Consider the following 24,909-nt stretch of genomic DNA (forward strand, 5'->3'; position numbering starts at 1 on the left):
CTGACGGCTCAGACGAGCACGCCGGTGGCTCATCGGCGAGAGGGCCGAGCATGGACATCACATCCGACAACCAGCCACGCGGCGTCAGCCGACGGACCTTTCTGACGACGTCGGCGGCCATCGGTATCGGTGCCGTGGCCGGCACCGGCGCCGCGGGCGTCGCGTGGGGTGCTCCGCCGGCCGGATGCGGAGACCCGAACGACTCGGTGGCCGGTACCGGCAAGAGCGAATTCTGGTTGTGGGATCAGGTGAAGGGACGCACCCCCGGCAACGCCGGCAGCAACGACTACGTTCGGCAGATCTCGTCGACTCCCAACCGGTACTACGCGATTCGTCACGGCGGGGACAATCCGCATTCCAACACCGACATGCTGCTGATCCCGACGAACCGCATCTCCGGCATCGAATGCAGCTATCTACTGCATTCACCGCCGAACTGGTGGCCCGCCGCCTGGCGCGAGGCGGTGGCCAATGTCCCGGCGAAGCCCTCGTCGCCGATCGCGCTCGGCGTCAACTCCAAGGACAGACGCGGCCAGGATCAGCTCCACATCCACCTGGCGCAGGTCAACTACCCGACGTTGCAGGACCTCCGGCAGATCCAGCCGGTCACCAAGATCAGCGGTTGGATGACCCCGCAGGCCAACGTCAAACTGCGGATCAACGACCGGCACAAGACACCGCGACGTAAGGACGCATGGTTCCGTGTCGTCAAGTACACCGGCGCTCTACCCAACCTGTTCTACGAGCTCAACAAGGTCCTCCCGACCACGGAGAGTATGCAACATCAGGTGGTCGGCGCCGTGTGGTCGGGCGTCGGGCAGACCTACTATCTGATCAACAGCACGGCCACCACCCCGAAGGGCAACGGCACCGGCCTGCTGGACCTGATCTACAACTGGCCGGCCAACAAGCCCTGAGCAGGCCCCGCCAGGCAAGCCCGGCACCGGACACGCTTGCCGCGGAACCATTCGTTTCGCGCGTACTCATCTCGCTGCGCGGGAAACGGCCGAGTGCGTGGGAATGTCGCACAGCCATACACAATGAGAAAGCGCCCCAACCACTTTCGTGGTTGGGGCGCCCTTTCGACTCAGTGAGTCAGACGATCACTTGGTGATCTTGGTGACTCGACCCGCACCGACGGTGCGGCCACCCTCACGGATGGCGAAACGCAGGCCCTCGTCCATGGCGACCGGCTGGATGAGCTTGACGCTCATCTCGGTGTTGTCGCCCGGCATGACCATTTCGGTGCCCTCGGGGAGGGTCACGACGCCGGTCACGTCGGTGGTACGGAAGTAGAACTGCGGACGGTAGTTGTTGAAGAACGGGGTGTGACGGCCGCCCTCGTCCTTGGACAGGATGTAGGCCTGTCCCTCGAACTCGGTGTGCGGGGTCGTGGTGCCCGGCTTCACGATGACCTGGCCACGCTCGACGTCCTCACGCTTGAGGCCGCGGAGCAGCAGACCGGCGTTGTCGCCTGCCTGAGCCGAATCGAGGAGCTTGTGGAACATCTCGATACCGGTGACGGTGGTCTTCTGCGACTTCTCGCGGATGCCGACGATCTCGACTTCCTCGTTCACGTTGACCTCGCCGCGCTCCACACGACCGGTGACCACGGTGCCGCGGCCGGTGATGGTGAAGACGTCCTCGACGGGCATCAGGAACGGCTTGTCGGTCTCGCGAACCGGATCCGGGATCGACTCGTCGACCGCGTCCATGAGCTCCTCGACGGACTTGACCCACTCCGGGTCACCCTCGAGAGCCTTCAGGGCCGAGACCTTGACGACCGGGGCTTCCTCGTCGAACTCCTGGGCGGCCAGCAGTTCGCGGACCTCCATCTCGACGAGTTCGATGATCTCTTCGTCGTCGACCATGTCGGCCTTGTTCAGGGCGACCAGGATGTAGGGCACACCGACCTGGCGGGCCAGCAGCACGTGCTCACGAGTCTGCGGCATCGGACCGTCGGTGGCGGCGACCACGAGGATCGCGCCGTCCATCTGAGCCGCACCGGTGATCATGTTCTTGATGTAGTCCGCGTGACCCGGGGCGTCGACGTGAGCGTAGTGACGCTTATCGGTCTCGTACTCCACGTGCGAGATGTTGATCGTGATACCACGAGCCTTCTCTTCGGGAGCCTTGTCGATCTGATCGAACGCGAAGCTCTTGTTGAGCTCCGGGAACTTGTCGTGCAGGACCTTGGTGATCGCCGCGGTCAGGGTGGTCTTGCCGTGGTCGACGTGACCGATGGTGCCGATGTTCACGTGCGGCTTGGTCCGCTCGAACTTCGCCTTCGCCACTTGATTGTCCTCCTGGACTTGTTGCCTGCTGGGCGGATCCCAGCAGGGGATTTTACTTTGGTTGTCTCGCCCGCCCTGCCGATAGGCCAGGGAGTGCGTCGTGAAAGCCCTTGCGCGAGTGAATTACTCGCCGGTGGCCTTCGCGATGATTTCCTTCGACACGTTCGCCGGAACCTCGGCGTAGGAGTCGAACACCATGGAGTAGTTTGCCCGGCCCTGGGTCCGCGACCGGAGGTCGCCGATGTAGCCGAACATCTCCGACAGCGGGACCTGCGCCTTGACGACACGGGCACCACTGCGCTCCTCCATGGCCTGGATCTGGCCACGGCGGGAGTTCAGGTCGCCGATCACGTCACCCATGTAATCCTCGGGCGTCGTGACCTCGACGGCCATGATCGGTTCCAGGATCACCGGGTTCGCGATCTTGGCAGCCTCCTTGAGAGCCTGCGCACCGGCGATCTTGAAGGCCATTTCCGACGAGTCGACGTCGTGGTACTGACCGTCGAGCAGCGTCACCTTGAGGTTCACCAGCGGGTAGCCGGCGAGCACGCCGTACTGCATGGCGTCCTGCGCACCGGCATCCACCGACGGGATGTACTCGCGCGGGACGCGACCACCGGTCACGGCGTTCTCGAACTCGTAGGTCGCACCGTCTTCGGCGTCCACCAGGGGCTCGAGCTTGATGATGACCTTCGCGAACTGGCCGGAACCACCGGTCTGCTTCTTGTGGGTGTACTCGTGCTTCTCAACCGGACGACGGATCGTCTCACGGTAGGCCACCTGGGGCTTGCCCACGTTGGCCTCCACCTTGAACTCCCGCTTCATGCGGTCGACAAGGATGTCGAGGTGCAGCTCGCCCATGCCGCCGATGACGGTCTGGCCGGTCTCCTCGTCCAGCTTCACCGAGAAGGTCGGATCCTCTTCGGCGAGCTTCTGGATCGCGGTGCCGAGCTTCTCCTGGTCGGACTTGGTCTTCGGCTCGATGGAGACGTTGATGACCGGGTCCGGGAAGCTCATCGACTCGAGCACGATCGGCGCGTTCGGATCGCACAGGGTGTCACCGGTGGTGGTGTCCTTGAGCCCGATCATCGCGTAGATGTGTCCGGCCCAGGCCTCGTCGACCGGGTTCTCCTTGTTGGCATGCATCTGGAAGAGCTTGCCGATGCGTTCCTTCTTGCCCTTGGTGGCGTTGAGCACCTGGGTGCCCGCGCTGATGTGACCGGAGTACACACGCACGAAGGTCAGCTTGCCGAAGAACGGGTGAGCGGCGATCTTGAACGCCAGAGCCGAGAACGGCTCATCCGCGCTGGGCTTACGAGAGAGGATCTCCTCCTCGTTGCCCACCGCGTGACCCTCGACGCTCGGCACGTCCAGCGGGGACGGCAGGTAGTCGATGATCGCGTCCAGCATCGGCTGCACGCCCTTGTTCTTGAAGGCCGAACCGCAGATGACCGGGTAGAACTCACGCGCGATGGTGAGCTTGCGGATGGCGCCCTTGATCTCCTCGCTGGTGAGTTCCTCGCCACCGAAGTACTTCTCCAGCAACGCCTCATCGCTCTCGGCGACGGTCTCGAGCAGCTTCTCGCGGTACTCGGCGGCCTGATCGACCAGATCCGCGGGGATCTCCTCGATGGTCGGCGCAGCACCGATCTCGACGGTGCCACGCCAAGTGATCGCCTTCTGCTCGATCAGGTCGACGACGCCGTCGAAGTTGTCTTCGGCACCGATCGGCAGCTGCAGAACCAGCGGCTTGGCACCGAGACGATCCTCGATCGTCTTGACGGTGAAGAAGAAGTCGGCGCCCAGCTTGTCCATCTTGTTGACGAAGCAGATACGCGGAACGTCGTACTTCTCGGCCTGCCGCCACACCTGCTCGGACTGGGGCTCGACGCCCTCCTTGCCGTCGAACACGGCAACGGCACCGTCGAGCACGCGCAGGCTGCGCTCCACCTCGACGGTGAAGTCGACGTGGCCGGGGGTGTCGATGATGTTGATCTGGTTCTTGTTCCAGAAACAGGTCACCGCAGCGGAGGTGATGGTGATACCCCGCTCCTTCTCCTGCTCCATCCAGTCGGTGGTCGAGGCACCGTCGTGGGTTTCACCGATCTTGTAGTTCACACCGGTGTAGTAGAGGATTCGCTCGGTCGCGGTGGTCTTACCGGCATCGATGTGGGCCATGATGCCGATGTTGCGGACCTTCTTCAGGTCGCTGAGCACTTCCTGTGCCATCTAATTCCCTCCGGGAATTCTCAAAGGACTAAAGGCTGTCTTGTCGGAGCCGCGGCTCCGCCGCAACCCGAAGCAAGCTTCGGGTTACCAGCGGTAGTGCGCGAACGCCCGGTTGGCCTCGGCCATCTTGTGGGTGTCCTCGCGGCGCTTCACCGAGGCGCCGAGACCGTTGGACGCGTCGAGCAGCTCGTTGGCGAGACGCTCGACCATGGTCTTCTCGCGGCGCTGCCGGCTGAAGGTCACCAGCCAGCGCAGCGCCAGGGTGTTGGCGCGGCCGGGCTTGACCTCGATCGGCACCTGGTAGGTGGCGCCACCGACGCGGCGGCTCTTGACCTCGAGGGTCGGCTTGACGTTGTCGAGGGCGCGCTTGAGGGTGATGACCGGATCGGTGCCGGTCTTGTCGCGGGCCTGCTCGAGGGCACCGTAGACGATGCGCTCGGCGGTCGACTTCTTGCCGTCCAGCAGGATCTTGTTGACCAGCTGGGTGACCAGTGGCGATCCGTAGACGGGGTCGTTGATCAGAGGACGCTTGGGTGCGGGGCCTTTACGTGGCATGACTTATCAGTTCCCCTTCTTCGCGCCGTAGCGGCTGCGGGCCTGCTTGCGGTCCTTGACACCCTGGGTGTCCAGCGAGCCGCGGATGATGCGGTAACGCACACCCGGCAGGTCCTTCACACGACCACCACGTACGAGCACCATCGAGTGCTCCTGCAGGTTGTGGCCCTCACCCGGGATGTACGCGGTGACCTCGACGGCACTCGTCAGGCGCACACGGGCGACCTTACGGAGAGCGGAGTTCGGCTTCTTCGGGGTGGTGGTGTAGACGCGGGTGCACACGCCGCGACGCTGCGGGCTCCCCTTGAGGGCTGCGGTCTTCTTCTTCGCAGCCTTGTCATGACGGCCCTTGCGGACCAGCTGATTAATGGTTGGCACTGAGCTCAGTTCTTCCTTTGTCGGCACATCCGGCCGCGGCAGACGCGGTCGGCTTCATTTCGTTGTCGTCGTGGTTGGTGCTCCGGGCAAGTCCCCCGAAATCCGACCGAAACCGGGTTTTCGACGAACCTCCACAACTCGCCCCACCAAGGCTTTCGCCCTGGTCAGTACAGTTATCGCTACCCCGAGGTCGGGCGTGTCAGACACCCGACAGCGGTCTCGCTTGTCAGCCCGGTGACCCCATCACATGGTGGGAGTACCCATGGGACACGCTGTCCGACATCACCGTCACGGCTCCGTCGGCAGGGCACACGGACTGGCCCGACGTACGCCAGGCACCGACGATCCACTCTACCGATCGGGTTTGCACAGGTCAAAAATCGGATCCGGGAAACCAACCGGGAACGAGCCCGAGATGATCAACAGACGATCTGTTGACCACTCATAACGTCGTCGGTGCCTGCGGCATTCCCGCCCGATCAATGCCCGATCAGCGTCTTGAGCAGCACGATCACCGCGGCCATCACGGCCGCGATGAGCCCGGCGCCCACCATCCGGGCGTCGAGCCGGTTTCCCCGCACCCGCTCGGTGACGATCGGCACCGACGCGATGCGCGCCACCACGATCGCCCCGGCGATCAGCTGGGGCGCCTCGGTGGGAATGAACTCGTGATAGCCGAGGGTGAGCGCGATCGCCGGCCACACCGCCGACGACATGATCGGCACCGCGTCGCGCAGTTCGTCGACGGCCAGCCCGCGAACCTGCTCCCGGCTCAACTCGCCGCCGTGTTCCTCCTCGTGCGCCTCCGGGACGTTCGCGTGCGCCAGCAGGTCGGCGAAGACGTGCGCGATGTATGTGGTCACGCCGGTCCCGAGGACGATCAGCGGGGCATGCCCCTCGTCGATCGTCGACGACGAGGCCAGCACCACCGCGGCCAACACCAGGATGTTGCCGTAGACGTAGGCCGACAGCCGTGACGCCGCACGCCGCGGCGCCAGCGGCCCTCCCCTGCGTTCGGTCAGGACGCCGTACCACGCGGGGACGGCCCGCGTGCCCCTCGACTCCCCACTGCGCACCATGATCACCCATGGTGGCACGGCGCCGGGGCTCGCGACGACAGGCGCGTGATCAGTGCCGTCGCGCCCGCCGGAACACATGAACGGCGTCGGGCCCGCTCATCCCCGTCGGGTCTCGGTTCGCGGGGTCATCCCGTGGTACATGCGGGTCAGGTGCACGCGAGAACTCACCCCCAGCTTGGCGTAGATGTTCTTCACATGCTGACGTACTGTGTGCAGGCTCAACACCAGTTCATCGGCGATCTCGCGATCGGAGAACCCCGCGGCCACCAGCCCGGCCACATCGTATTCCCGGGCCGATAGTCGTTGGAGGGCATGGCTGCGATATTGGGCCCGTGACGATTCCAGTTCGAGTTCGAGCAAGTGCGCCCCCGGCTCCCCGGGTACCGGACGGGCGGTGCATTCGAGTACGTCCTTGCTTCCGTTCTTGAGCCGGACAAGATATGACCGGTGCAACAGTGAGTCGGAGCCACCGACGTCGCGCAGAACGCGGTAGAGGATGTCGGTGCCCTCTTGCAGATCACCGAGCAGGCCGGCCGCCGATCGATTGATCGTCGGTTCGATGGATGAGGCCGCAAAGTAGACCACCGCAGCGGCACTCGAGTTCACTGCCAGGAGTGAGACATCGAGTCGGTGTTGCAGCTCGGTACGACTCCGCAGATTGGCCACCGCTCCGCCGACGATCTGGCCGATTGCCGATATCAGGTCCATGTCGACCTGATCGACCTCGAGCAGCAATGAGTCGGAGGCAAAATCCACGGTCCCGACAATCGCGCCGTTGTGCACCATCGGCGCCTTGAGCACGTGCAGCATGTTCTCCAGGCGATCAACCCGCTGATAGATCTCGGTTCGGCGCCATTCGTCGAGGCTGCGCCCGGCCAGGTTGTAGACCGGGGTGAAGCGCGTGAGTACCTGGCGCAGTTCGTCGTCGATGGGTCTGCCGAGTTGTTCGTATGTGGTCATGAAACGGTCGCTGACGTTGCGCGACTCATACCACGACGGCGTCCCCGGCTCGTCGCCGAACAGGTACAGCGCTTTCATCGGCAGATCCATGATCTCGCCGATGCTCTCGAAGTAGAGTTCACCGAGTTCCGCGAGATCGTCCACCTCGGTCAATGCGGTGGCCAACTCGATCAGCGCTGCATACCGCGATCGGGTGTCACCACGGCGACCCACCGCGCCCACGGGTCGGATGCCATCACCGCCTACGGGGACTGGTTCCATGTCAATACCACTCCAAAACACACTGGCAGCGGGCGAGGAGACGCCCGATGTCACCACAATTGGCCACACCGCCCCGCAACGGCTCTCCGGTGGAGGAGAGTCCGGGTTTCGGGCCACACGACATCGGGTGACGCCATCGCGCGTGGAATCTGTCCGACCTCAGATGTTAGGTAGTCGAGAAGAGTTGCGCGCGGCGGCGTTCACCACGTCACACCCAGCAGGGCCTCGATCGCCCCGACAAAGGCCTCGGGACGCTCAAAAGGCGGCCAATGACCGCATTGTCCGAGAAGGCGGATATCTGCGTGGGGAATGTAGGACCCGATGGCCAGCGCCTGTTCAAAGGGCACCATCCGGTCATTGCGCCCGTGCACGATGCCGACCGGCATCCGCAGCCGGGCGAGATCTGCCATGTTGCTGTGCGCGACGCTGACCGAACGGCGGTCCGCCTCACCATGATCGGCATGTGCCGCGCGCATGTGCATCATCGCCGCGACCACCTCGTCGGTGATCAGCGATTCGTCGAACCACAGGGCCCGCAGCATTCGGCGTAACCGGTCCTCGTCGGCGGGACACTCGTCGAGTTCGATCGCCAGCCGCCACACCTCGGACGGAAAGGGCGTCACCAGGTAGGGATCGCCGCCGGTCGAGGCGTGGCAGGCTCCCACGAGCAACGCGTCGACCCGTTCCGGCTGGGCCAACGCCAGGTCGAGCGCAGTGGTGGCGCCCATCGACGTGCCGATGAGGGGAGCGTGCTCGATGCCGAGATGCTCCATCACCGCCAGCACCGCACGAACTGCGACGTCATGGACCGGTTCGTGATACTCGACCGGCCCGGTGAGTCCGTAGTTCGGCAGATCGACCACCACACACCGGTACCGGTCCTCGAGCAGTTCACACACCCGGCGATACACCAACGCCGCAGTCGCCCCGGGACGCGGACCCCATGCCTGGATCATCACCAGCGGCGTTCCCGCGCCCCGATCCACATAACCGACCTCCATCTCCGGGGTCCGCACGCTGCGCTGAAATGCCCGGTCAACGAGGACACTCTCGATCGCCGCAGTCATGACGCACTCACCCGACGGGCCAGGGCGCGCAGATCAACGCCGGTATCGGCCACATCCTCGGCCCCCAGCGGTGCACCCGCTTCCATCAGGAGCATCGCTGCCCGGACATCCCGCGCGGCGTTGATCCCGACCGCGCCCAACAACGTCGATCCGGACAGATAGAACCAGCTCACCGAATCATCGGAATGCCTGCGGGTCACGATCGTCTTCGATTCGGCGATGTGGCCGGCCACCTGGATATTGAGGCCCAGGTGGTCCGACCAATACCAGGGAACCCCCGCGAAGGCCGCCGACTCCCCGATCATCGCGCCTGCGGCGAATTCTCCTTGTGCAGAGGCGTTGAGCCAGGTGCCATGTCGCACGGTGGCACCGATGAACGGATCGGGAAAGCTCGCCACATCCCCGGCGGCAAAGACATTGGGAACCGCCGTCTGCAGCCGCCCGTCCACCGGCACACCGTGTGAAATCCGAAATTGCTTGCGGTCGAGCATGTCCAGCGCAGGTTGCTGACCGATCGCGGTGATCACGATATCGGCCGGGATGGTGTCGCCGTCATCCAACTCGACACCCCGCACCCGATCGGTTCCCACAAAGCCCACCACCGACACCGGGGCACGCAGCTCGAACGGAGCCTCCCGATACACCTGCGCCAGATGATCGGCGGCATGCCCTCCGACCGCGCCTGTCAACGGATGGCGGGATCGACACAGCCACGTCACCTCGTTACCCAGACTCGCGGCCGCCGCGGCGGTCTCCGCTGCCAGGAGACCGCCGCCGACAATCACCACCCGAAGCCGGCCTCGCCGCAACCTGTCACCGAGCACCTCCGAATCGTCGGCGGTGCGCAGGGTGTGGATGCCATCGAGATCGGCACCGCCGACCGGCATCGTTCGGGCTCGACCGCCGCTGGCCACCAACACCTTTTGGGCTTCGATGCGGATACCACTGGCCAAGCGGACCGCACCCGCGGCGGCGTCGACCGATTCCACCGGATCGTCGAGCACGAGGTGTACCGCCAGCTCCATCCAATCCTCCCACTCCCGGATTGTGGTGGAGCCCAACGGAGCCGAGCCGACGAGGCATTCCTTGGACAGTGGTGGTCGTTCGTAGGGCAGCCGCCCCTCATCCCCGACCAAGAAGATCCGATCGTCGAATCCTTTCGCCCGCAACGCCTCGGCCGCCTTGGCGCCGGCCATTCCGGCACCGACGATCACATAGGACTTCTTGTTCACAGTGGCTACACCGTCCTTATCCGTGGACATGTGGTCAGTGACCCACGCATCGGGGCGAGGGGTCAGAATTCGAATATCTCAGAAGAAGACGCTGAGGTTCTTGGCCAACACCAGGTTCTGGTCGAGCAAGATCACCCGATCGGCGATCTTGAACCCGTTGTCCTCTCGCCGCAGCACATCTCGACGTTCACCGGCCCACAGATCAACCTCTGCCTCCAACCGGTTGCGGTAGATGAAGAAGTTGGAACGCACATGGTATTCACCGTCGACCGGCGACCGGGCGATCCGCACATTGGTGATCAGATGCCGGGACCGCGACGGCGGGTCCTCGGCCCAGTGCATCCCGCTCTCGAGTTGCTGGATTCGAAGCTCCAAGGAGACGCTGTCGTCATCGAAGTGAGCCACCTCCAACCCATCGAGGTCATCGGCCTCGTCCTGCTTACGCTGCCTGCGCAGCCGATTACGACGAATCGGCATGCGGTAGTGGGCATCAGCGGTGAACAGCTCATACCACGCCCGCCACTTCCAGTCGTCGAGCAACTCGACCTCTGCGTACAGGAACTGTTCGATCTCGAACTGCTCGGCGGCCGAGACCAGAGTCATTCCGGCCGAGGTGAATCCCGGCGCCGAGGCCCCCTTCGCACTGTGTTCACCGGCGGTCAGCATTCTTGACTCCTTCCATGATCGCCGCAGCCCGATTACCGATTCCGGCCGCGATCTGCTTGGGGTCGTGTTCACTGCGTTCGGGTTCGGCCGCCGGCGCCACCGGCCACTCGGGCGATGTCATGAACTCCAGCCACCGCCGGTAGAAGGTACGCTGCGGTCCCTCCCCAAAGTAGTTGCGCAACACCCGTCCCGGATACACCGGATCATTGTCGGTCTCATGTCCGTGGCCCATCTGGTAGTTCCACGTCATCTTCCGCGTCTGCACGCCTCGCTCGAGCATCTGCCCGATCAAGTCCCAGTTCTCGCCGTCATCGGTCTCGACCACGCCCGCCGCGCCCTCGGTGAAGGCCGCCGAGGTACGTTGCGCCCGCTTGACCTCCGCCGGCGCATCCTTGTCGACGATGGTCCAGGACCAGATCTCGAATTCGTTGGGCCCCTTGGGGTGCCATACGCGCAGATTCGCCGATCCGGGCAGTCCCGAAAGATTCGGGAAGACGGTGAAGTTACCGACGGTATTGGCCCGCTCCTCACCCAGCCGTTCGAGCCGGTTGTCGAACTCGGCCTGGTTGTATCGCCCGAGTGGATCATCGGCAAATCGGGTCATCCGATCGAAGATCATCGAATACCCGTGCCCCTGACGGGAGGCGAACTCGATGCCCTTGATATCTCGCAGGAAAGACGGATCAAAGGTGCCCAGCGAAGAAGCATGGGTGATGATCGCGTGGTAGCCGTCACCGCCGAACTGCTCGGCTCCCAGCTTCCAGTTGCCGTGGATGGTCCACTTGATGACGCCGGGCAGGATCTCTATGCCGCCCGGGGTCCGATCGATCCAACTGTCGATGTAGTAGGTCATGTCGCCGAGGAAGTCGGTCAGCGGCGGCGCCGTCGGATCGAAAGTGGCAAACCACATCCCCTTGTACTGGTCGACCTGTGCGACCTCGATCAGCCCCCATCGCTTCTGATCGAGTTCGTTGAAATAGGCGGTGTCCAGATTGGGCACATTGATCAGTTCACCCGCGGTGTTGTACGTCCAGCCGTGATAGGTGCACATGAAGTTCTTCGCGTTGCCGTCCTCGGCGCGGCAGATCTTCATCCCGCGATGCCGGCAGGCGTTGAGGAACACTCGAACGCTGTTGTCGCGCTGGCGGATGGCCAGCACAGGATCACCACCCATATAGGTGTTCACGAAATCACCCGGTTTGGCGATCATCGAATCATGTGCGATGAACAACCAGGCCCGACCGAAGATCTGCTCCAGTTCGCGTCGGTAGATGGAGTCGTCGATGAAGATCTCCGGACCGATGAGTCCGTTCTCCCAGTCGACGAGATCCTGTAGCTGGTCGTTGATGTCGTTGCTCACATCCACTCCGTTTCTCGATTGGGGCGTGGTTTGTTTGTCTTCCGCACGGACTCGTGGGTTCCCATCACCAGGGCACCGGTCACGAGCGCGCCGGTCCCGAGTCGAGGAAGGCCGTGGCGATGGCCGCGAACTCGTCGGGACGCTGCTCCTCCATGTGGTGTGCCCCGCCGGCCATCACATAGAGCGATGCATCGGGGATGCGTTTGGTCAGTTCGAGGGCGTAGTCGGGAATGGCAAAGGCATCGTGATCTCCCCACAACAGCAGTGATCGCGCCTTGACCATCGGAAGGTGGTGGGAAAGGTCCTGGGGTATCCCACGACCACCCTCGATCGACCAGTCCGGCCCCAGTGCGATCAGCTCGGGGTCCTGACTCAGCTCCCACCGCAGATCGAATGTCCAGGAGGGGATGTCCTCACCGCCCCGCCATTCGAGTTCGGCCATGATCGAGTAGAGCTTCTCCTTGGTCGGCCCACCGTCGGCGTAATACATCGTCCAGGCGTCGGCGCCGGCCAGCCCCAGTTCGGGGGTGAGCGGAACGGCGCCAGGGATCGGCTCGCTCCCGGTGATGATCAGCTGGTCCACCAGGTCTGGATGTTCGGCGGCCAGCGCCACCGCCGCCGAGCCACCGATCGAATTGCAGATGAAATCGGCCTTGTGAATCCCGATGGCATGCAGTGCCCCGGCAATCACCTGGGCGTGGTAGCTCCACCGCGGTGCGGTGAACGGCTCTTTGCTCGATCGCCCGAAGTGCAGCATATCCATCAGGATCAGCCGCCGGTTCTCTGCAAAAGTCGCTGCGACCGTGCCGAAGTCGGTCCAACTCGAACACCCCGGCCCACCACCGTGCAGGAAGACCGTCGGGGTGCCCTCCCCCATGTCGATGTAGTGGATCGTGTGTGGTCCCACCGAGACCTGCTTGCCCTGCGGTTCGGCCAGTTCACGCTGTTGCATCATCGTCTCCGTCTCGGTCACTGTGCCGCGACGAGCGGCAGGTGCTCCAGGGAGCACGTCTTGTCTGCGGGTGCCACATAGTCGGCGATCGTCGACGAGGAGACGATGTCGCTCTTGACCACATATTCCTTCTGCGCCTTGCCATCGAGCGCGTCTCGGGCGGCACCCACGATCGCCCACCCGGTGCACACCGGGTCGGTGTCGACGGTGGCGGTGATCGTCCCGTTGCGCACGGCGGCGATCGCCGATTCGTCACCGTTGCTTCCGGTCACCACAACCCCGTTCGGGTTGGTCCCCGAGGCGGCCTTGAGCCCGCGAGCCGACAGTGCCGAGGCGATTCCCAACGCCGAGGCGTCGTTATAGGCCCAAAAACCGTCGAGATCGGGGTTTGCCGAGAGAATGTCCTGCGCAAGTGTCGACGCGCCCGCGGAGGTATCTGCGGTGTTGTCCTGGCGCACCACGATTGTCAGGCCCTTGGCCTCGGCGGCCTTGGTGAAGCACTCGGTCATCGTCACGATCGACGGAGCCGGTGGGCCCGACATGACGGCGATCCTGCCGTTCGGCTTGGCGGTGGCAAACAGGTCGGCCACCTTCTCGATGACTCCACCGGTTTCACACGTCGTCGCTTCGGTCCATACCGTCGAATCCACGCCGGTACCACCGGAATTGACACCGATGACCGGGATTCCGGCAGACTCGGCACGCGAGTAGGCACCCGAGATGGCGCCTTCGTCGAGCGCCCACGATCCCAACGCGCTCACCGGGCGGTCCACCATTGTCTGAATATTGGAGACCTGAGTATCGGCCGAGAGATTCGCGTCATAGACCTGCGACTCCCATCCCAGGGAGGAGGCTGCGGCCTCGATGCCCTGGGAGGTGAACTTTTGACCTTCCTGCGCCAGAACGGGCGAGGAGAAGCCGAAGAAGGTGGAGCTGTCGTCGCTCCTCCCGCAGGCCGCCACGGCTGTCCCAATGGCCAGCACGGCCCCCGTGGCCACGAGTGATCTGACGAGTTTCATATGTGATTCCTTTGTGACTGAGGGGGTTTAGATTCTGAACTTGGCGATGACACAGCGCTGTGTCGCGGCGACGTAGACCTTGTCGCCGTCGATGCGTATCGGATAAGTACCGACCGGATCTGTGGCTGGCGCGGTAAGCGCCTCACCTGTACGCACAGAGAAGGTCGCGTAGTGGAGTTCGCACTCGATCTGGTCCCCGTCGAGGTAACCGTCGGACAGCGAATAGTCAGAGTGCGAACAAGTGTCGTCGATCGCGAAGAACTCGCCCGCGACGTTGAACACCGCGATCGGCGGGCAGATCCCGGCGACCTTGATGCCCTCACCGTCGGAGAGTTCATCAACACCGCAGACCACCGTCCACTCGGCTGTCGAATCCGTGCCGGTCATCGGCTCTGGGCCGCCGTACTCGAGGCGCCCGGCATCATCGACCGGAGCCGAGCCCGCAGCGCGGCCGAGCGGGCCACCCCGAGTCCCACCGCGGCGATCAGCAGGGCGCCGTTGACGGCCTGCCGCCAGAAGCTGGAGATGTCGGCGAGGGTCATCGCATTCTGGACCACCCCGAGAAAGGCCACACCGATGACCGTTCCCCAGATGCTGCCCTTACCCCCGCTGAACGAGGTTCCGCCGATGAGCACGGCCGCCAAGACTCCGTTGAGCAGCGCCGGATCGATCTGGGGCGAGGCTCCGGTGAGGCGACCCACCTGGATGAGTGCGCCGACTCCGGCGGCGAGACCGGCGAGTGCGTAGACCGCGGCGGTCACATTCTTGACGTTGATCCCGTTGAGTCGCGCCGCATCGGAGTTGGAGCCGACTGCCAGCACGGATCGTCCAAAAGCGGTGTACCCCAGCGTTCCTGCCGCAAGGAGAATCATCACCACATCGAAGATCAAGATGATGGGAATGGGGCCGATCTCGGCGGTGGCAAAGCTGTTGACCCCTGCGAATGCCGGGATGTCGAAGACGTTGACGGTGGCGCCGTTGTTGAGCAGCAACGCGATGCTCGCGGCGATCGAGGCCATTCCGAGAGTCACCACGAGAAAGGAGATCCGGGCCCGCGAGATGAGGACTCCGTTGACGATCCCCAGTAGCGTTCCACCGGCCAGCGCGGCAATCACGCATACGATTGCCGGCCAACCGGATTGCAGCACCAATCCGAACACCATTCCCGCGGCGGCGGTCATCGCCACAATGGACAGATCGATACCACCGGCGATGATGACGAAGGTCGAGCCGATTGCCAAGGTCAGCGCCACGCTGTTGGCGCCGACGATATTCATCAGATTGGCCCACGTCATGAAGCTCGGGAGCGCCACACCGGCGACGATGACCAGGGCAAGTAGCGCTACGAGCACACCTCCGGTATCGCCGAGTCCGGGTAACGCGATCCGAGTGTTGCCCACTCGGGTCGTGCTCGGCGGCCGGGTGGCCGGGCTGGAGGGGGTGTCTAGGGTTGCCACATCTGACTCCTCAAGAGTTGACGGAAAGCTGTTGTGCTCGAATGTTTTTTGTCACTGGGACAGCACTGCTGGCTGAGGGGATTCGGTGACGATATGGTGAAGGCCTGCCTTACCTGCGACCATGGCCGCGGTGATGTTCTCCTCGGTGATGTCGGCCTCCACGAACTCGGCCACCACCTCGCCCGCGTAGAGAGTGATCACCCTGTCCGACATCCCGCACAGCTCGTTGAGTTCGGACGAGATCAGCACCACCGCGGCCCCTTGCTCCACCTGCTCACGCAGCAGCGCATAGATCGCACTCTTGGCTCCCACATCGATACCGCGGGTGGGTTCACTCATCACATAGACCGGCAGTCCGAGATCAAACAGTCGACCGATGATGATCTTTTGCTGATTTCCGCCGGACAGCTGGGCCACCGGCGCCGACGCCGAGGTGGTGCGAACATCGAACCGGGAGATCGCGTCGCCGACGGATCGCCGTTGGATACCCAACCGGCGCAAACCATGACGAAATACCCGCTCACCCCATGCGAGGATGAAGTTGTCGGCAACCGATCGTTGCAGAAGCAGACCCATCGCCTTGCGGTCCTCGGGGACAAAGCCTATTCCGCCGGCGAGCGTCTTGTCTGGTCTGCCCAACGGGATCGGCTTTTCGTTGACCCGCAGATCGCCGACACCGGTGACCGCACCACCGAGTACGTGGCCCAGCGATTCCTTTCCCGATCCCGACAGCCCCGCCACACCAACGATTTCGCCCGCCCGCACGGTGAGGTCGATCTGTGCGAGTTCTCCTGTAGGAGTCGAGATCCCGTTGGCCGCAAGCACGACGGAACCAGGCTTGCTCTGCGGTGATCGAGTTCCGTAGTAGTCGCCGAGCTCCCGGCCGACCATCAATTGCACGAGTTCTTTTTCGGTGGTCTCGGCGATCGGATGCGCGGCCATGATCCGTCCATCACGCAGGACAGCCGCGGTGTCTGCTGTCCGGAAGATCTCATTCATCCGATGCGTGATCATCACCACCGCAACGCCTTCGGCACGCCTGTCCTCCACCAACTCGAGCAGGCGTTGGGCCGCCTTCTCCGACAATGAACTGGTCGCCTCGTCGAGGATGAGGATTCTGGGCTGCGCGGCCAACGCCCGCGCGATCTCCACCTGCTGCGCCATCTCGATCGACAGGTCGGCCACCGCGGCCCTGGGATCGACAGCGGTACCGCACATCTCGAGGATCTCCCGCGCACGCGAACGCATGGTGCGCCATGCCACCACACCGACCCCGCGACGCGGCAGCGCACCCATGAAGATGTTCTCGGCAACGGTCAGATCGGTGGCCAGGGTCAGTTCCTGGCTGATCAACGCGATCCCGTGCTGCCGGGCAACACTGGCGTCGGTGATACGCACCGGTTTTCCGTCGATGAGCACCTGACCGCGGTCGGGCGCCACCAGGCCACCGATAATCTTCGCAACGGTGGACTTGCCCGAACCGTTTTCACCGGTCAGCGCCGTGACGGTGCCCGCGGCGAACTCGATCGACACCTGCTCCAGCGCGACCGCATTACCGAATCGCTTGGCGATTCCGTCCAGTGCCAACGCGGGGACGGCCGGCGCCGAGGCGGGAACATTCCGGGCCGACGCGGGGACGACGGGATCGGGGTGAGGATGAGAGCTGCTCATGGCCGATGAGTCAATCAGCGCCGAGCACCCCGCGAAATACCGCTACGCGGGCATTTTGGCGACTACCTCATTTGCGGTAGCCGCAGCATATTGGGATGCTTTTGTGTGCCAAACGATCACGTGCGGTTACGGCCGTGTATCACTGTCGCCCAGCGTGTTACGAGACGGTGAAGGGCGCTGACGATGGCCGCGCTCGGCCCATGACCACGCCGCAGGCGATGGCCGCCGCTGCTGCTCCCGCGCCGACGCCGAAGATCAGCGAGAACTCACCCGGCGCCGCGGGTGCGCCCACCACTAATCCGACGGTCGCCGAGGCGATGGCGGTACCGAAGAATCGTGCGAGCGCGTGGACCGCCTGCGCGGAGGCCATCGATCCCGGTGCGGTCCGTTCGGTTACCAGCATCGGAGTAGCCGACATCGCCGTCCCGACTCCGGCGCAGACCACCGTCGCCCACACACATACGTGCCACACCTGATCTCGCTGCACGATCAAACCCAGATATCCGAGCAGGGCAATCATCGCACCCGCCGCGGGCAGCAACTCGGCACGCAAGACCTGCGAGAGCCGCGATACCAGCGGAGGTGTCGCCAGCATCGCGATACCGCCCGGAGTCAGCAGCAGGGCCGCCGCCAGCGCCGACAACCCGATGCCGCCCGCGGCGGCGGGCTCCTGCAACAGGCGAGAACAAGCAATCATCGACACCATCAGCATCACCCCGACCAGTAGCGAGGTGAGGTGCAACCACCGCATCGGGGAGCCTGCGGCGGCCCGCACATCCACCAGCGGATCACGCCGACGTCGCTGCGCCCTGATCCACCACCAGGCACACATCACCCCGGCTCCCGCCCCGCCGAGAGTCGGCACCGTGAGCACTCCCCAGTAGGGCAGCCGTGCCGGCACCACCAGAAGGAGCGGCAGCGTGACCACCAGTCCGAGGGCACCGGCGACATCGAATCGCTGCCGGCGAACCGGGCGGGGCGGATCAACTGGGATCAAGCCGACAATTCCGCAGAACAGATACAGCCCCACCCCGGCCGCGACCCAGAAGATCAGCTGCGGTCCACCACATCGGGCAAGTACCGCCGAGACCGGCAACGCCAAGGCGCCACCGACGCCCACCGTGACCGACATGGCGGCCGTTCCCATTCGTAGTGCCGCGGGGCCCACCACCACCCGCATCAGTCCGATACCCACCGGAATGGCGCCGGCACCCGCACCGGTCATGGCCCGGCCGACGGCCATCATCGGCAGGGCATCGGCAACGGCACAGATCACCGACCCGAGAGTGACCAGCGCCGTGGTGACCAGCAGTACACGGCGCCCCCCGTAAAGGTCGGCGGCACGACCGGCGATGGGAGTGGTCACCGCGGCCGAGACAAACATGGCCGTCAAAATCCAAGAGGCCGAGTCACTGTCGCTGCCGAGCACGGCGGCGAGCTCGGCCAGGACCGGAATGGGGGCGGTGGCCAGCAGGGAGGGCACCAGCCCCGCACCGCAGAGCACGGCCACAGATGCAGCGGAACGGCCACCGGCCGACGGAAGATTCATGACGACAGTGGATTCATGACGACGGTGGATTCATGCCGCCATCGTTTCGTTCGCCACTATGCGAGTTCATCATCGCGCGCACCGGCCCACCAATCCCTCATTGTGGGTATCTTTGGCCCAAGCCTGCTTGCCGCATCGCGAAATATGTTGGGCTGAGGCTATTCTCGGCGCATACTTCGACATCGTCGGCAGAAGGAACACCACATATGCACAAGACCACGGGGACCGTTCTCGGCGAGGAGACCTCCCGGATCCACCTGGGTACCGCAACTTTCGGAATCTCTCCGACCGCCGAGGCGGCCACCGCCCTGGTCTCTCGCGCGCTCGATCTCGGCATCACCGTCTTCGATACCGCCGATTCCTACGGCAACCAACGCGAGTTTGATCGCCCGGGGGTCGCCGGTCACCTCGAGAGGTCCTCGGCCGAGGAGATCCTCGGCCGCGCACTGCACGGGGTCAGGGACAGCGTGTGCATCGCCAGCAAGGTGGGTGAACCCCTCGGCGAGCAACGCGCCCGCGGACCGTTCACCACGAATCTGAGCCCGGCGCACATCCGTGCCCAGCTCACCGAGAGTCTGCGCCGACTGCAGACCGACCGGATCGATCTGTACTATGCCCACCATCCCGATCCGGGAACGCCCGTCGACGAGACCGCCGGGGCCTTCGATGATCTGGTCCGCGAAGGTCTCATCAGGGAGTGGGCCGTCTCCAATCACTCCGGACAACAGTGGACCTCGGCGGCGTCTGCCGCCCATCATCGGCCGATGTGCAATCAGGTGCGATACAGCCTGGCCGCACGTGGTGTCGAGACCAATGGGGTCTGCAGCGCCGCCGACCAACTTTCGGGATCACTGGTCGCGTACTCTCCGCTGGCCGGGGGTCTCTTGGCCGGGCAGGCGGCGATGACGGCCGAGTACGCCGGTGAATCACGCTGGGGCGGTTCCGGATTCACCGCCACCCAACGATCGCTGGGCGAGCGGATCACCGATATCGCCTGCGAGTATTCGTTGGACCCTGCGGTGCTGTCGATCGCCTGGCTCCTCGACCGACCCCACGTTGGTGCGGTGGTGGTGGGCACCAGCTCTCCGGAGAAGCTGGTCCGGCTCTGTCAGGCCGATACGATCACACTCGATGACGCATTGAGAACAGCTCTCGACACGGCGAGCTCAACCGCGGCCGATGCCAAGGCAGGTGCCTGATCGGTTCTTGCCCAGTCGGTTTCACTCTCGCCTCATCGATCGATTATCCGCGGTCGGCAACCGCCCACTCGCAAGCTGCGTCGGTGGCTTCGGTATCGGCGGAATCGTAGGAGAAGCGACGTTCAGTCGACCCGCGGCGCCCACGCCGACATCCGCCCGAGCAGCGGTCGCTTCTTGTCGATGTGCCGGGTCATCCGGGACAGAATCCGGTCCAGCGATCCGATCGCCTCGACGATGTGCGGCCCCTTGTTGAGCATCACGCATTCGGCCCGATTACCGGTGGCGGCGTCGGTGATCTCGGCGCGGGTGGGCAATCCGGTGTCGGCGAGATGATCGAGCACCTCGGTGGCCCAGATGACCGGCACATGCGCGGCCTCACACAACCAGAGGATCTCCTCCTGCACCTCCGCGAGCCGCTCGAAACCGGCCTCCACCGCCAGATCGCCGCGCGCGATCATCACGCCCACCCGCCGGGTACGCAACAGTTGCAGCAACACCGACGGCAGGGCCTTCACGCACGCCATCGTCTCGATCTTGACCACCAGCCCGAGATCGTCGGCGTCGAGCTCGGCCAGATGCGTCTGCATGTCGGCGACGTCGTCGGCGCTGCGCACGAAGGACAGATTCACCAGATCCGCGATGTCGACGACCGTGGTCAGAGCGTCGAGATCGTCGGCGGTCAGGGCTGTGGTCGGCAGTTCGGTGTCGGGCAGGTTGATCCCCTTGGCCTCGCGCAGTTTGGTTCCGCTCAATCCGGCTCGCGTCACCTCGACGACGATCTCGGCGGCCTCCCCCGGCCGGAAGGCACCAGATTTCGACGAGGCATCCGACGTCGACGAGACGAGGCCGCCGATCTTGCCGTCGTCGAAAAAGATGCGATCCCCCTCACACACCGAGGCGAACACCTCCGGCAACGTGCAGCCGATTCGGTGGTGTCCGTCGTCGGTGGGCGACACCGGGGTCAGATCGGCGGTCAGCGTGATGGTGTCGCCGGCGAAGACGTGCAGGGCCTGCGGCACCGGAGGCAACGCCCCGATCTGTGTGGTCGGTCCGTCGCCGGACCACAGTCTCAGTCCCGGGGTCAGGTACATGGTGCGATCGGTGCCCAGCAGCACGCCGCTCGAGGTGATCTCGGCGACCCGCAGCACCCGGCGCCGGCCGCGGGCGTCGATGAGTCGCACCTCGTCATCGACCGACCGCGCCGCCAGCCAGGCCGGATCACCGATCGGGACCGCGTCACGGACCTCCGACCGGATGGGCGCGTCGCCGACCCACACCCTGGCCGGTACCAGGACCTCGCCGAGCAGATTGCGCGTCGGACGCACCTTGAGCACCTGCGGTCCCGCGGCGATGGGCCCGGTGCGCAGCTTGGGTCCGGCCAGGTCCATCGCCACCCGGATGTCGGCGCGCGCGGCGCGCACGTGGGCGGCCATCGACCGCCAGTCGGCCGGATCGTCGTGGGCGCAGTTGATGCGGGCCAGGTCCATTCGGGCGGTCGCGCACCGCGCCGCGATGTCGACGTCGGCCGCGGCCTCCGACGGCATCGTCACCATGATGCGCGTCGGCCGGCCGGCCGGTGACGGGCCCAGCAGGGTCACCGCGTTCTCGGCGAGCGGATGGTGGCCACCCGGCTCGACGTCGCCGGCGGCCGGACCCGAATCACCCAGTGCGTCGTCGAGGATGCGGATGACCGCATCCAGGTTGCGTAGCACCCCCGCCTCCATCCGGCCCAGCGACGACAGACCCTGGGCCGACAGATCCATCTGCAGATCGCGCAGATCGTGGGCCCGCAGTGCGCAGTAGTGCACGATGTTGGCCGCACTTTCCCGATGGGACGGATGTACCGCCGAAATCGCTTCGGATGCAGCCGCTTCCGCGGCTTTCGCGTCGTGGTGAAGCGCGGTGAGCCGATCACGCAGCCGGGCCAACTCGCGCCGCCGCGCCCCGCCGTCGGAATCGACGTCCGGCGTCGTCTCGCCGCCCTCACGCACCGTCATGCCGCGAGGGTACTGACCAGCGGAGAACCCGGCCATCCGACGACGATGAACTCTTGGTGCGACCTCGTCGACGATGGTCCGTCGTGGGAGATCGTCAGTCCTTCGACTGCGGCAGCTTCACCTTCGACGCGCCCCGCTTCGCCGGATTCGACGGCGGCGGCACCATCGGACCGATGTCCCCGTCGGGCGCGTCATCGAGATCGACGATGACCGGCGCGTGGTCGCTGGGTTTGGTGCCCTTACGCGCTGCGCGATCGACCCAGGCCGCCGCCACCCGGTCGGCGGTGTCGGCGCCGGCGAGGATGAGGTCGATCCGCATGCCGAGGTCCTTGTGGAACATCCCGGCGCGGTAATCCCAGTAGCTGAAGACGCGGTCGTGCGGCCAGCGCGCGCGGACCACGTCGGTGAGGCCGACCGCCTCGAGATCGGCCAGCGCCGACCGCTCCGGCACGGTGACGTGGGTGTGGCCCTCATACGCCCGCGGGTCGTAGACGTCGGCGTCGGCGGGGGCGATGTTGATATCGCCGCACAGCACCGATCCGGCCGCCTCCGGTCGGACAACCTCCCGCAGCCGGGCCAGCCACGCGAGCTTGTAGTGATAGTGATCGGAATCGGGCTCGCGGCCGTTGGGCACGTAGAGGGAATAGATGCGCACTCCCCCGCAGACAGCCGACACCGCGCGCGCCTCCGGCGCCGAGTCGGGTTCCGGATAGCCGGGGGCACCGTCGAAACCGCGACGCACATCCTCGAGGCCGACCCGCGACAGGATCGCCACGCCGTTCCACTGCCCCTGTCCGACGTGCGCGAATTCGTAACCTCGGTCGGTGAATTCGGGTCCGAGGACGGTATCGAAGACGTCGTCGGAGAGCTTCGTCTCCTGCAGGCACACCACGTCGGGTGCGCGTTCGTCGAGCCACGGCAGCAGTCGCGGGATCCGTTGCTTGACCGAGTTGACGTTCCAGGTGGCCACACGCATGGGCACCACGGTAGTAGGGCGTGTCGCCGAGCCATTCCGCCAGTGGGTGTCAAACAGATGAATGTCGATGGCATCGCCATCGGCGATGTGCCATGGTTGGCCAGAAGCCACCAACACCGACGCCACCAACACCGACGCCGCCATCACCGAACAGCCAGGGGCGTGGCCATGACACTGCGGGCCGGATCGACCTTCGCCGGATACACCGTCATCTCCACCTTGGGTGCGGGCGGAATGGGGCAGGTGTACCTCGTCGAACACCCGCATCTGCTGCGCCGGCAGGCCCTCAAGGTGATCTCGCTGGCCGGAGCCGGCAACGAGGAATTCGCCCGCCGATTCACCAACGAGGCCCGCACCACCGCGACACTCGAGCATCCGGCCATCATCACCATCCACGATTTCGGCATCGCCGAGGACACCCCGTGGTTCTCGATGAGCTACATCGACGGCGACGATCTGACCACCGCGGATCTGACCCCGCCGGAGGTCGGCGAGGTGGTCTCCCGGGTGGCCGACGCCTTGGACTACGCGCACGGTCACGGGGTGGTCCACCGCGACATCAAACCCGCCAACATCATGCTCACCCGCACCGCCGACGGCGTCATCGACCGGGTCGTCGTCCTCGACTTCGGCATCGCGAAACTGGCGAATTCGCCGGGAACCTCGCTGACCGCATCGAATGCGGTGGTGGGCACGCTGTCCTATTGCGCGCCGGAGATCATCGAGGGCGCTCCCGCGACCGACCGCTCCGACCAGTACTCCCTCGCGTGCACCGCCTACCAACTCCTCACCGGGACACCACCATTCACGGCCGGATCGATCCCGGCGCTGATGCTCGCCCATGTGAGCCGACCCATTCCACGCATCGCCGACACACGTCCGGAACTCGCCGCCTTCGACCAGGTGTTCGCCACCGCGCTGGCCAAGGCCCCTGTCGGCCGCTATCCCGATTGCCGAACTCTCGCGGACGAATTCATCTCGGTGCTCGCCGTTCCCGACCCGCATACCGCGGCGACGGCACTGGCACCCACCCCACCGACAAACCCGGTCACAGCGGCGAATCGGTCACGCACACAACCGATCCCGGGACAGTTTTGGTCCCGCGCGCCGCAGCACCCGGAGTCCTTTCCGGTCACCGGCGCGCCCGGGTTCGCCGAGCCCCCGCCGACCACCGACCCCACCCGGCGGGCGGCGGGCGGTCCACCGCGACCTCCGGTGCGCCCGTCCCGACCGGTGACTCCCGTTCCGCCCCAACGCACCGCACACGCCTTCGGCACCGGTCCGGGGTCGGGCCCCTCGCAGGCCTACAGCGCCCTCACCGACGCACGCCGCGACCCGGCGCACGCCCACACCGTCGCCGCGTCGAGCAACCCGAGCGCTCCGACCCCCGCCGTCCCCGATGCACCGGCCCCGACCAACCCGTCGTCGGCGCGCTCTTCGGTCGCCGCGATCGTGTTCGCGGCGATCGTCGCGCTGGCCGGTGTGGCGATGATCGTCGCGAGTCGGCTCGTGTGGGTGAGCGTCGCCTTCACCGACCAAGCCGGGCTACGCCGCAGCTACGCGATCTCCGGACACGGCGCGGCGACCGTCGGCGACAGCGCGGGCAGCCTCGACGAGCTGGCCACCGCCAACTACGCCGCACCCGGCATGATCACCGCCATCTGCGGGGCCGTACTGGTCGTGACCGCGGTGATGATCTGCGTGCGGCCGATCTCCCTGTTCGGCTCCATCGCGAGCGTGGTCGCCGCAGCGGTGGCGGGCTTCGTCACCGCACGGGCGGTCGGCGACCCGTGGGCCGCGGTCGCCTCGACCGATCCGGACATCGCGCCGTATTCGCAGTGGCTGGACACCACGACCGTCGGACCCGGACTGTGGATCGTCGGCGGCGCGGCCGGGGTCGCGGCCCTCGCGGCGATTGCGGCCGGGGTGATGCGGCGCTCGTCGCGGCACGGCGCGCGACGCTGAGGCGACACGGATCCCGGCTCCCACCCATGGCAGGATCGACGCC

At 65.3% G+C, this 24,909-nt stretch carries 21 protein-coding genes; 3 read left to right on the forward strand and 18 right to left on the reverse strand.

What is annotated here, in order from left to right; all coding sequences use genetic code 11:
- Nucleotides 1-50: 50 nt before the first annotated feature.
- Nucleotides 51-917, forward strand: coding sequence for a CDP-diacylglycerol diphosphatase (locus tag ACWDPV_RS00345; RefSeq protein ID WP_449741292.1), 867 nt, complete (start codon nucleotides 51-53; stop codon nucleotides 915-917).
- A 186-nt stretch (nucleotides 918-1,103) separates the two neighbouring features.
- Here ACWDPV_RS00345 and tuf read toward each other — a convergent pair whose 3' ends face one another.
- From tuf to ACWDPV_RS00425, 16 genes are all read right to left on the reverse strand, one after another.
- Nucleotides 1,104-2,294, reverse strand: a complete 1,191-nt coding sequence (gene tuf, locus ACWDPV_RS00350) for an elongation factor Tu (RefSeq protein WP_449741293.1) — start codon at nucleotides 2,292-2,294, stop codon at nucleotides 1,104-1,106.
- Nucleotides 2,295-2,417: 123 nt separating this feature from the next.
- The gene (fusA, locus tag ACWDPV_RS00355) at nucleotides 2,418-4,523 is read right to left on the reverse strand and encodes an elongation factor G (protein ID WP_449741294.1); all 2,106 of its coding nucleotides are present in this window, start codon (nucleotides 4,521-4,523) and stop codon (nucleotides 2,418-2,420) included.
- A gap of 84 nt (nucleotides 4,524-4,607) precedes the next feature.
- The gene (gene rpsG / locus ACWDPV_RS00360) at nucleotides 4,608-5,078 is read right to left on the reverse strand and encodes a 30S ribosomal protein S7 (protein WP_419231157.1); all 471 of its coding nucleotides are present in this window, start codon (nucleotides 5,076-5,078) and stop codon (nucleotides 4,608-4,610) included.
- Between the two features lie 6 nt (nucleotides 5,079-5,084).
- On the reverse strand, nucleotides 5,085-5,456 hold the full coding sequence (gene rpsL, locus ACWDPV_RS00365; RefSeq protein ID WP_348805624.1) for a 30S ribosomal protein S12: 372 nt from the start codon (nucleotides 5,454-5,456) through the stop codon (nucleotides 5,085-5,087).
- Nucleotides 5,457-5,935: 479 nt separating this feature from the next.
- Nucleotides 5,936-6,535, reverse strand: a complete 600-nt coding sequence (locus ACWDPV_RS00370; RefSeq protein WP_449741295.1) for a hypothetical protein — start codon at nucleotides 6,533-6,535, stop codon at nucleotides 5,936-5,938.
- 96 nt (nucleotides 6,536-6,631) lie between these two features.
- A complete protein-coding gene (locus ACWDPV_RS00375; protein ID WP_449741296.1) occupies nucleotides 6,632-7,717 on the reverse strand; it encodes a response regulator transcription factor in 1,086 nt (361 codons plus the stop codon).
- A 239-nt stretch (nucleotides 7,718-7,956) separates the two neighbouring features.
- Nucleotides 7,957-8,823 (reverse strand): alpha/beta fold hydrolase, encoded by an 867-nt coding sequence (locus ACWDPV_RS00380; protein ID WP_449741297.1) that lies wholly within the window; start codon nucleotides 8,821-8,823, stop codon nucleotides 7,957-7,959.
- Nucleotides 8,820-10,055: an NAD(P)/FAD-dependent oxidoreductase gene (locus ACWDPV_RS00385; protein WP_449741298.1), complete on the reverse strand. Its 1,236-nt coding sequence runs from the start codon at nucleotides 10,053-10,055 to the stop codon at nucleotides 8,820-8,822. The genes ACWDPV_RS00380 and ACWDPV_RS00385 overlap by 4 nt, the downstream gene beginning before the upstream one ends.
- Nucleotides 10,056-10,133: 78 nt before the next feature.
- A complete protein-coding gene (locus tag ACWDPV_RS00390; RefSeq protein ID WP_449741299.1) occupies nucleotides 10,134-10,721 on the reverse strand; it encodes an aromatic-ring-hydroxylating dioxygenase subunit beta in 588 nt (195 codons plus the stop codon).
- Nucleotides 10,705-12,081 (reverse strand): aromatic ring-hydroxylating dioxygenase subunit alpha, encoded by a 1,377-nt coding sequence (locus tag ACWDPV_RS00395; protein ID WP_449741300.1) that lies wholly within the window; start codon nucleotides 12,079-12,081, stop codon nucleotides 10,705-10,707. Before ACWDPV_RS00395 ends, ACWDPV_RS00390 begins: the two co-directional genes overlap by 17 nt.
- Before the next feature lie 79 nt (nucleotides 12,082-12,160).
- A complete protein-coding gene (locus ACWDPV_RS00400; protein ID WP_449741301.1) occupies nucleotides 12,161-13,036 on the reverse strand; it encodes an alpha/beta fold hydrolase in 876 nt (291 codons plus the stop codon).
- 14 nt (nucleotides 13,037-13,050) lie between these two features.
- A complete protein-coding gene (locus ACWDPV_RS00405; RefSeq protein ID WP_449741302.1) occupies nucleotides 13,051-14,052 on the reverse strand; it encodes a sugar ABC transporter substrate-binding protein in 1,002 nt (333 codons plus the stop codon).
- 27 nt (nucleotides 14,053-14,079) lie between these two features.
- The gene (locus ACWDPV_RS00410; protein ID WP_449741303.1) at nucleotides 14,080-14,439 is read right to left on the reverse strand and encodes a bifunctional 3-phenylpropionate/cinnamic acid dioxygenase ferredoxin subunit; all 360 of its coding nucleotides are present in this window, start codon (nucleotides 14,437-14,439) and stop codon (nucleotides 14,080-14,082) included.
- Nucleotides 14,436-15,509, reverse strand: a complete 1,074-nt coding sequence (locus ACWDPV_RS00415) for an ABC transporter permease (protein ID WP_449741304.1) — start codon at nucleotides 15,507-15,509, stop codon at nucleotides 14,436-14,438. The genes ACWDPV_RS00410 and ACWDPV_RS00415 overlap by 4 nt, the downstream gene beginning before the upstream one ends.
- A 51-nt stretch (nucleotides 15,510-15,560) precedes the next feature.
- Nucleotides 15,561-17,180, reverse strand: a complete 1,620-nt coding sequence (locus ACWDPV_RS00420; RefSeq protein ID WP_449741305.1) for a sugar ABC transporter ATP-binding protein — start codon at nucleotides 17,178-17,180, stop codon at nucleotides 15,561-15,563.
- 157 nt (nucleotides 17,181-17,337) lie between these two features.
- Nucleotides 17,338-18,729 carry an MFS transporter gene (locus ACWDPV_RS00425; protein ID WP_449741306.1) on the reverse strand — a complete coding sequence of 464 codons (1,392 nt, stop codon included), beginning with the start codon at nucleotides 18,727-18,729 and terminating at the stop codon, nucleotides 17,338-17,340.
- 206 nt (nucleotides 18,730-18,935) lie between these two features.
- Between ACWDPV_RS00425 and ACWDPV_RS00430 the strand changes: the two genes are divergently transcribed.
- On the forward strand, nucleotides 18,936-19,928 hold the full coding sequence (locus ACWDPV_RS00430) for an aldo/keto reductase (RefSeq protein ID WP_449741307.1): 993 nt from the start codon (nucleotides 18,936-18,938) through the stop codon (nucleotides 19,926-19,928).
- Nucleotides 19,929-20,050: 122 nt separating this feature from the next.
- On the opposite strand, the gene ACWDPV_RS00435 is transcribed toward ACWDPV_RS00430, so the two are convergent.
- A complete protein-coding gene (locus ACWDPV_RS00435; protein ID WP_449741308.1) occupies nucleotides 20,051-21,925 on the reverse strand; it encodes a pyruvate kinase in 1,875 nt (624 codons plus the stop codon).
- Between the two features lie 94 nt (nucleotides 21,926-22,019).
- On the reverse strand, nucleotides 22,020-22,901 hold the full coding sequence (locus tag ACWDPV_RS00440) for an exodeoxyribonuclease III (RefSeq protein WP_449741309.1): 882 nt from the start codon (nucleotides 22,899-22,901) through the stop codon (nucleotides 22,020-22,022).
- Between the two features lie 168 nt (nucleotides 22,902-23,069).
- Between ACWDPV_RS00440 and ACWDPV_RS00445 the strand changes: the two genes are divergently transcribed.
- On the forward strand, nucleotides 23,070-24,866 hold the full coding sequence (locus ACWDPV_RS00445; protein WP_449741310.1) for a protein kinase domain-containing protein: 1,797 nt from the start codon (nucleotides 23,070-23,072) through the stop codon (nucleotides 24,864-24,866).
- The last annotated feature ends 43 nt before the right edge of the window (nucleotides 24,867-24,909 follow it).

Source organism: Gordonia sp. NPDC003504 (assembly GCF_053587995.1).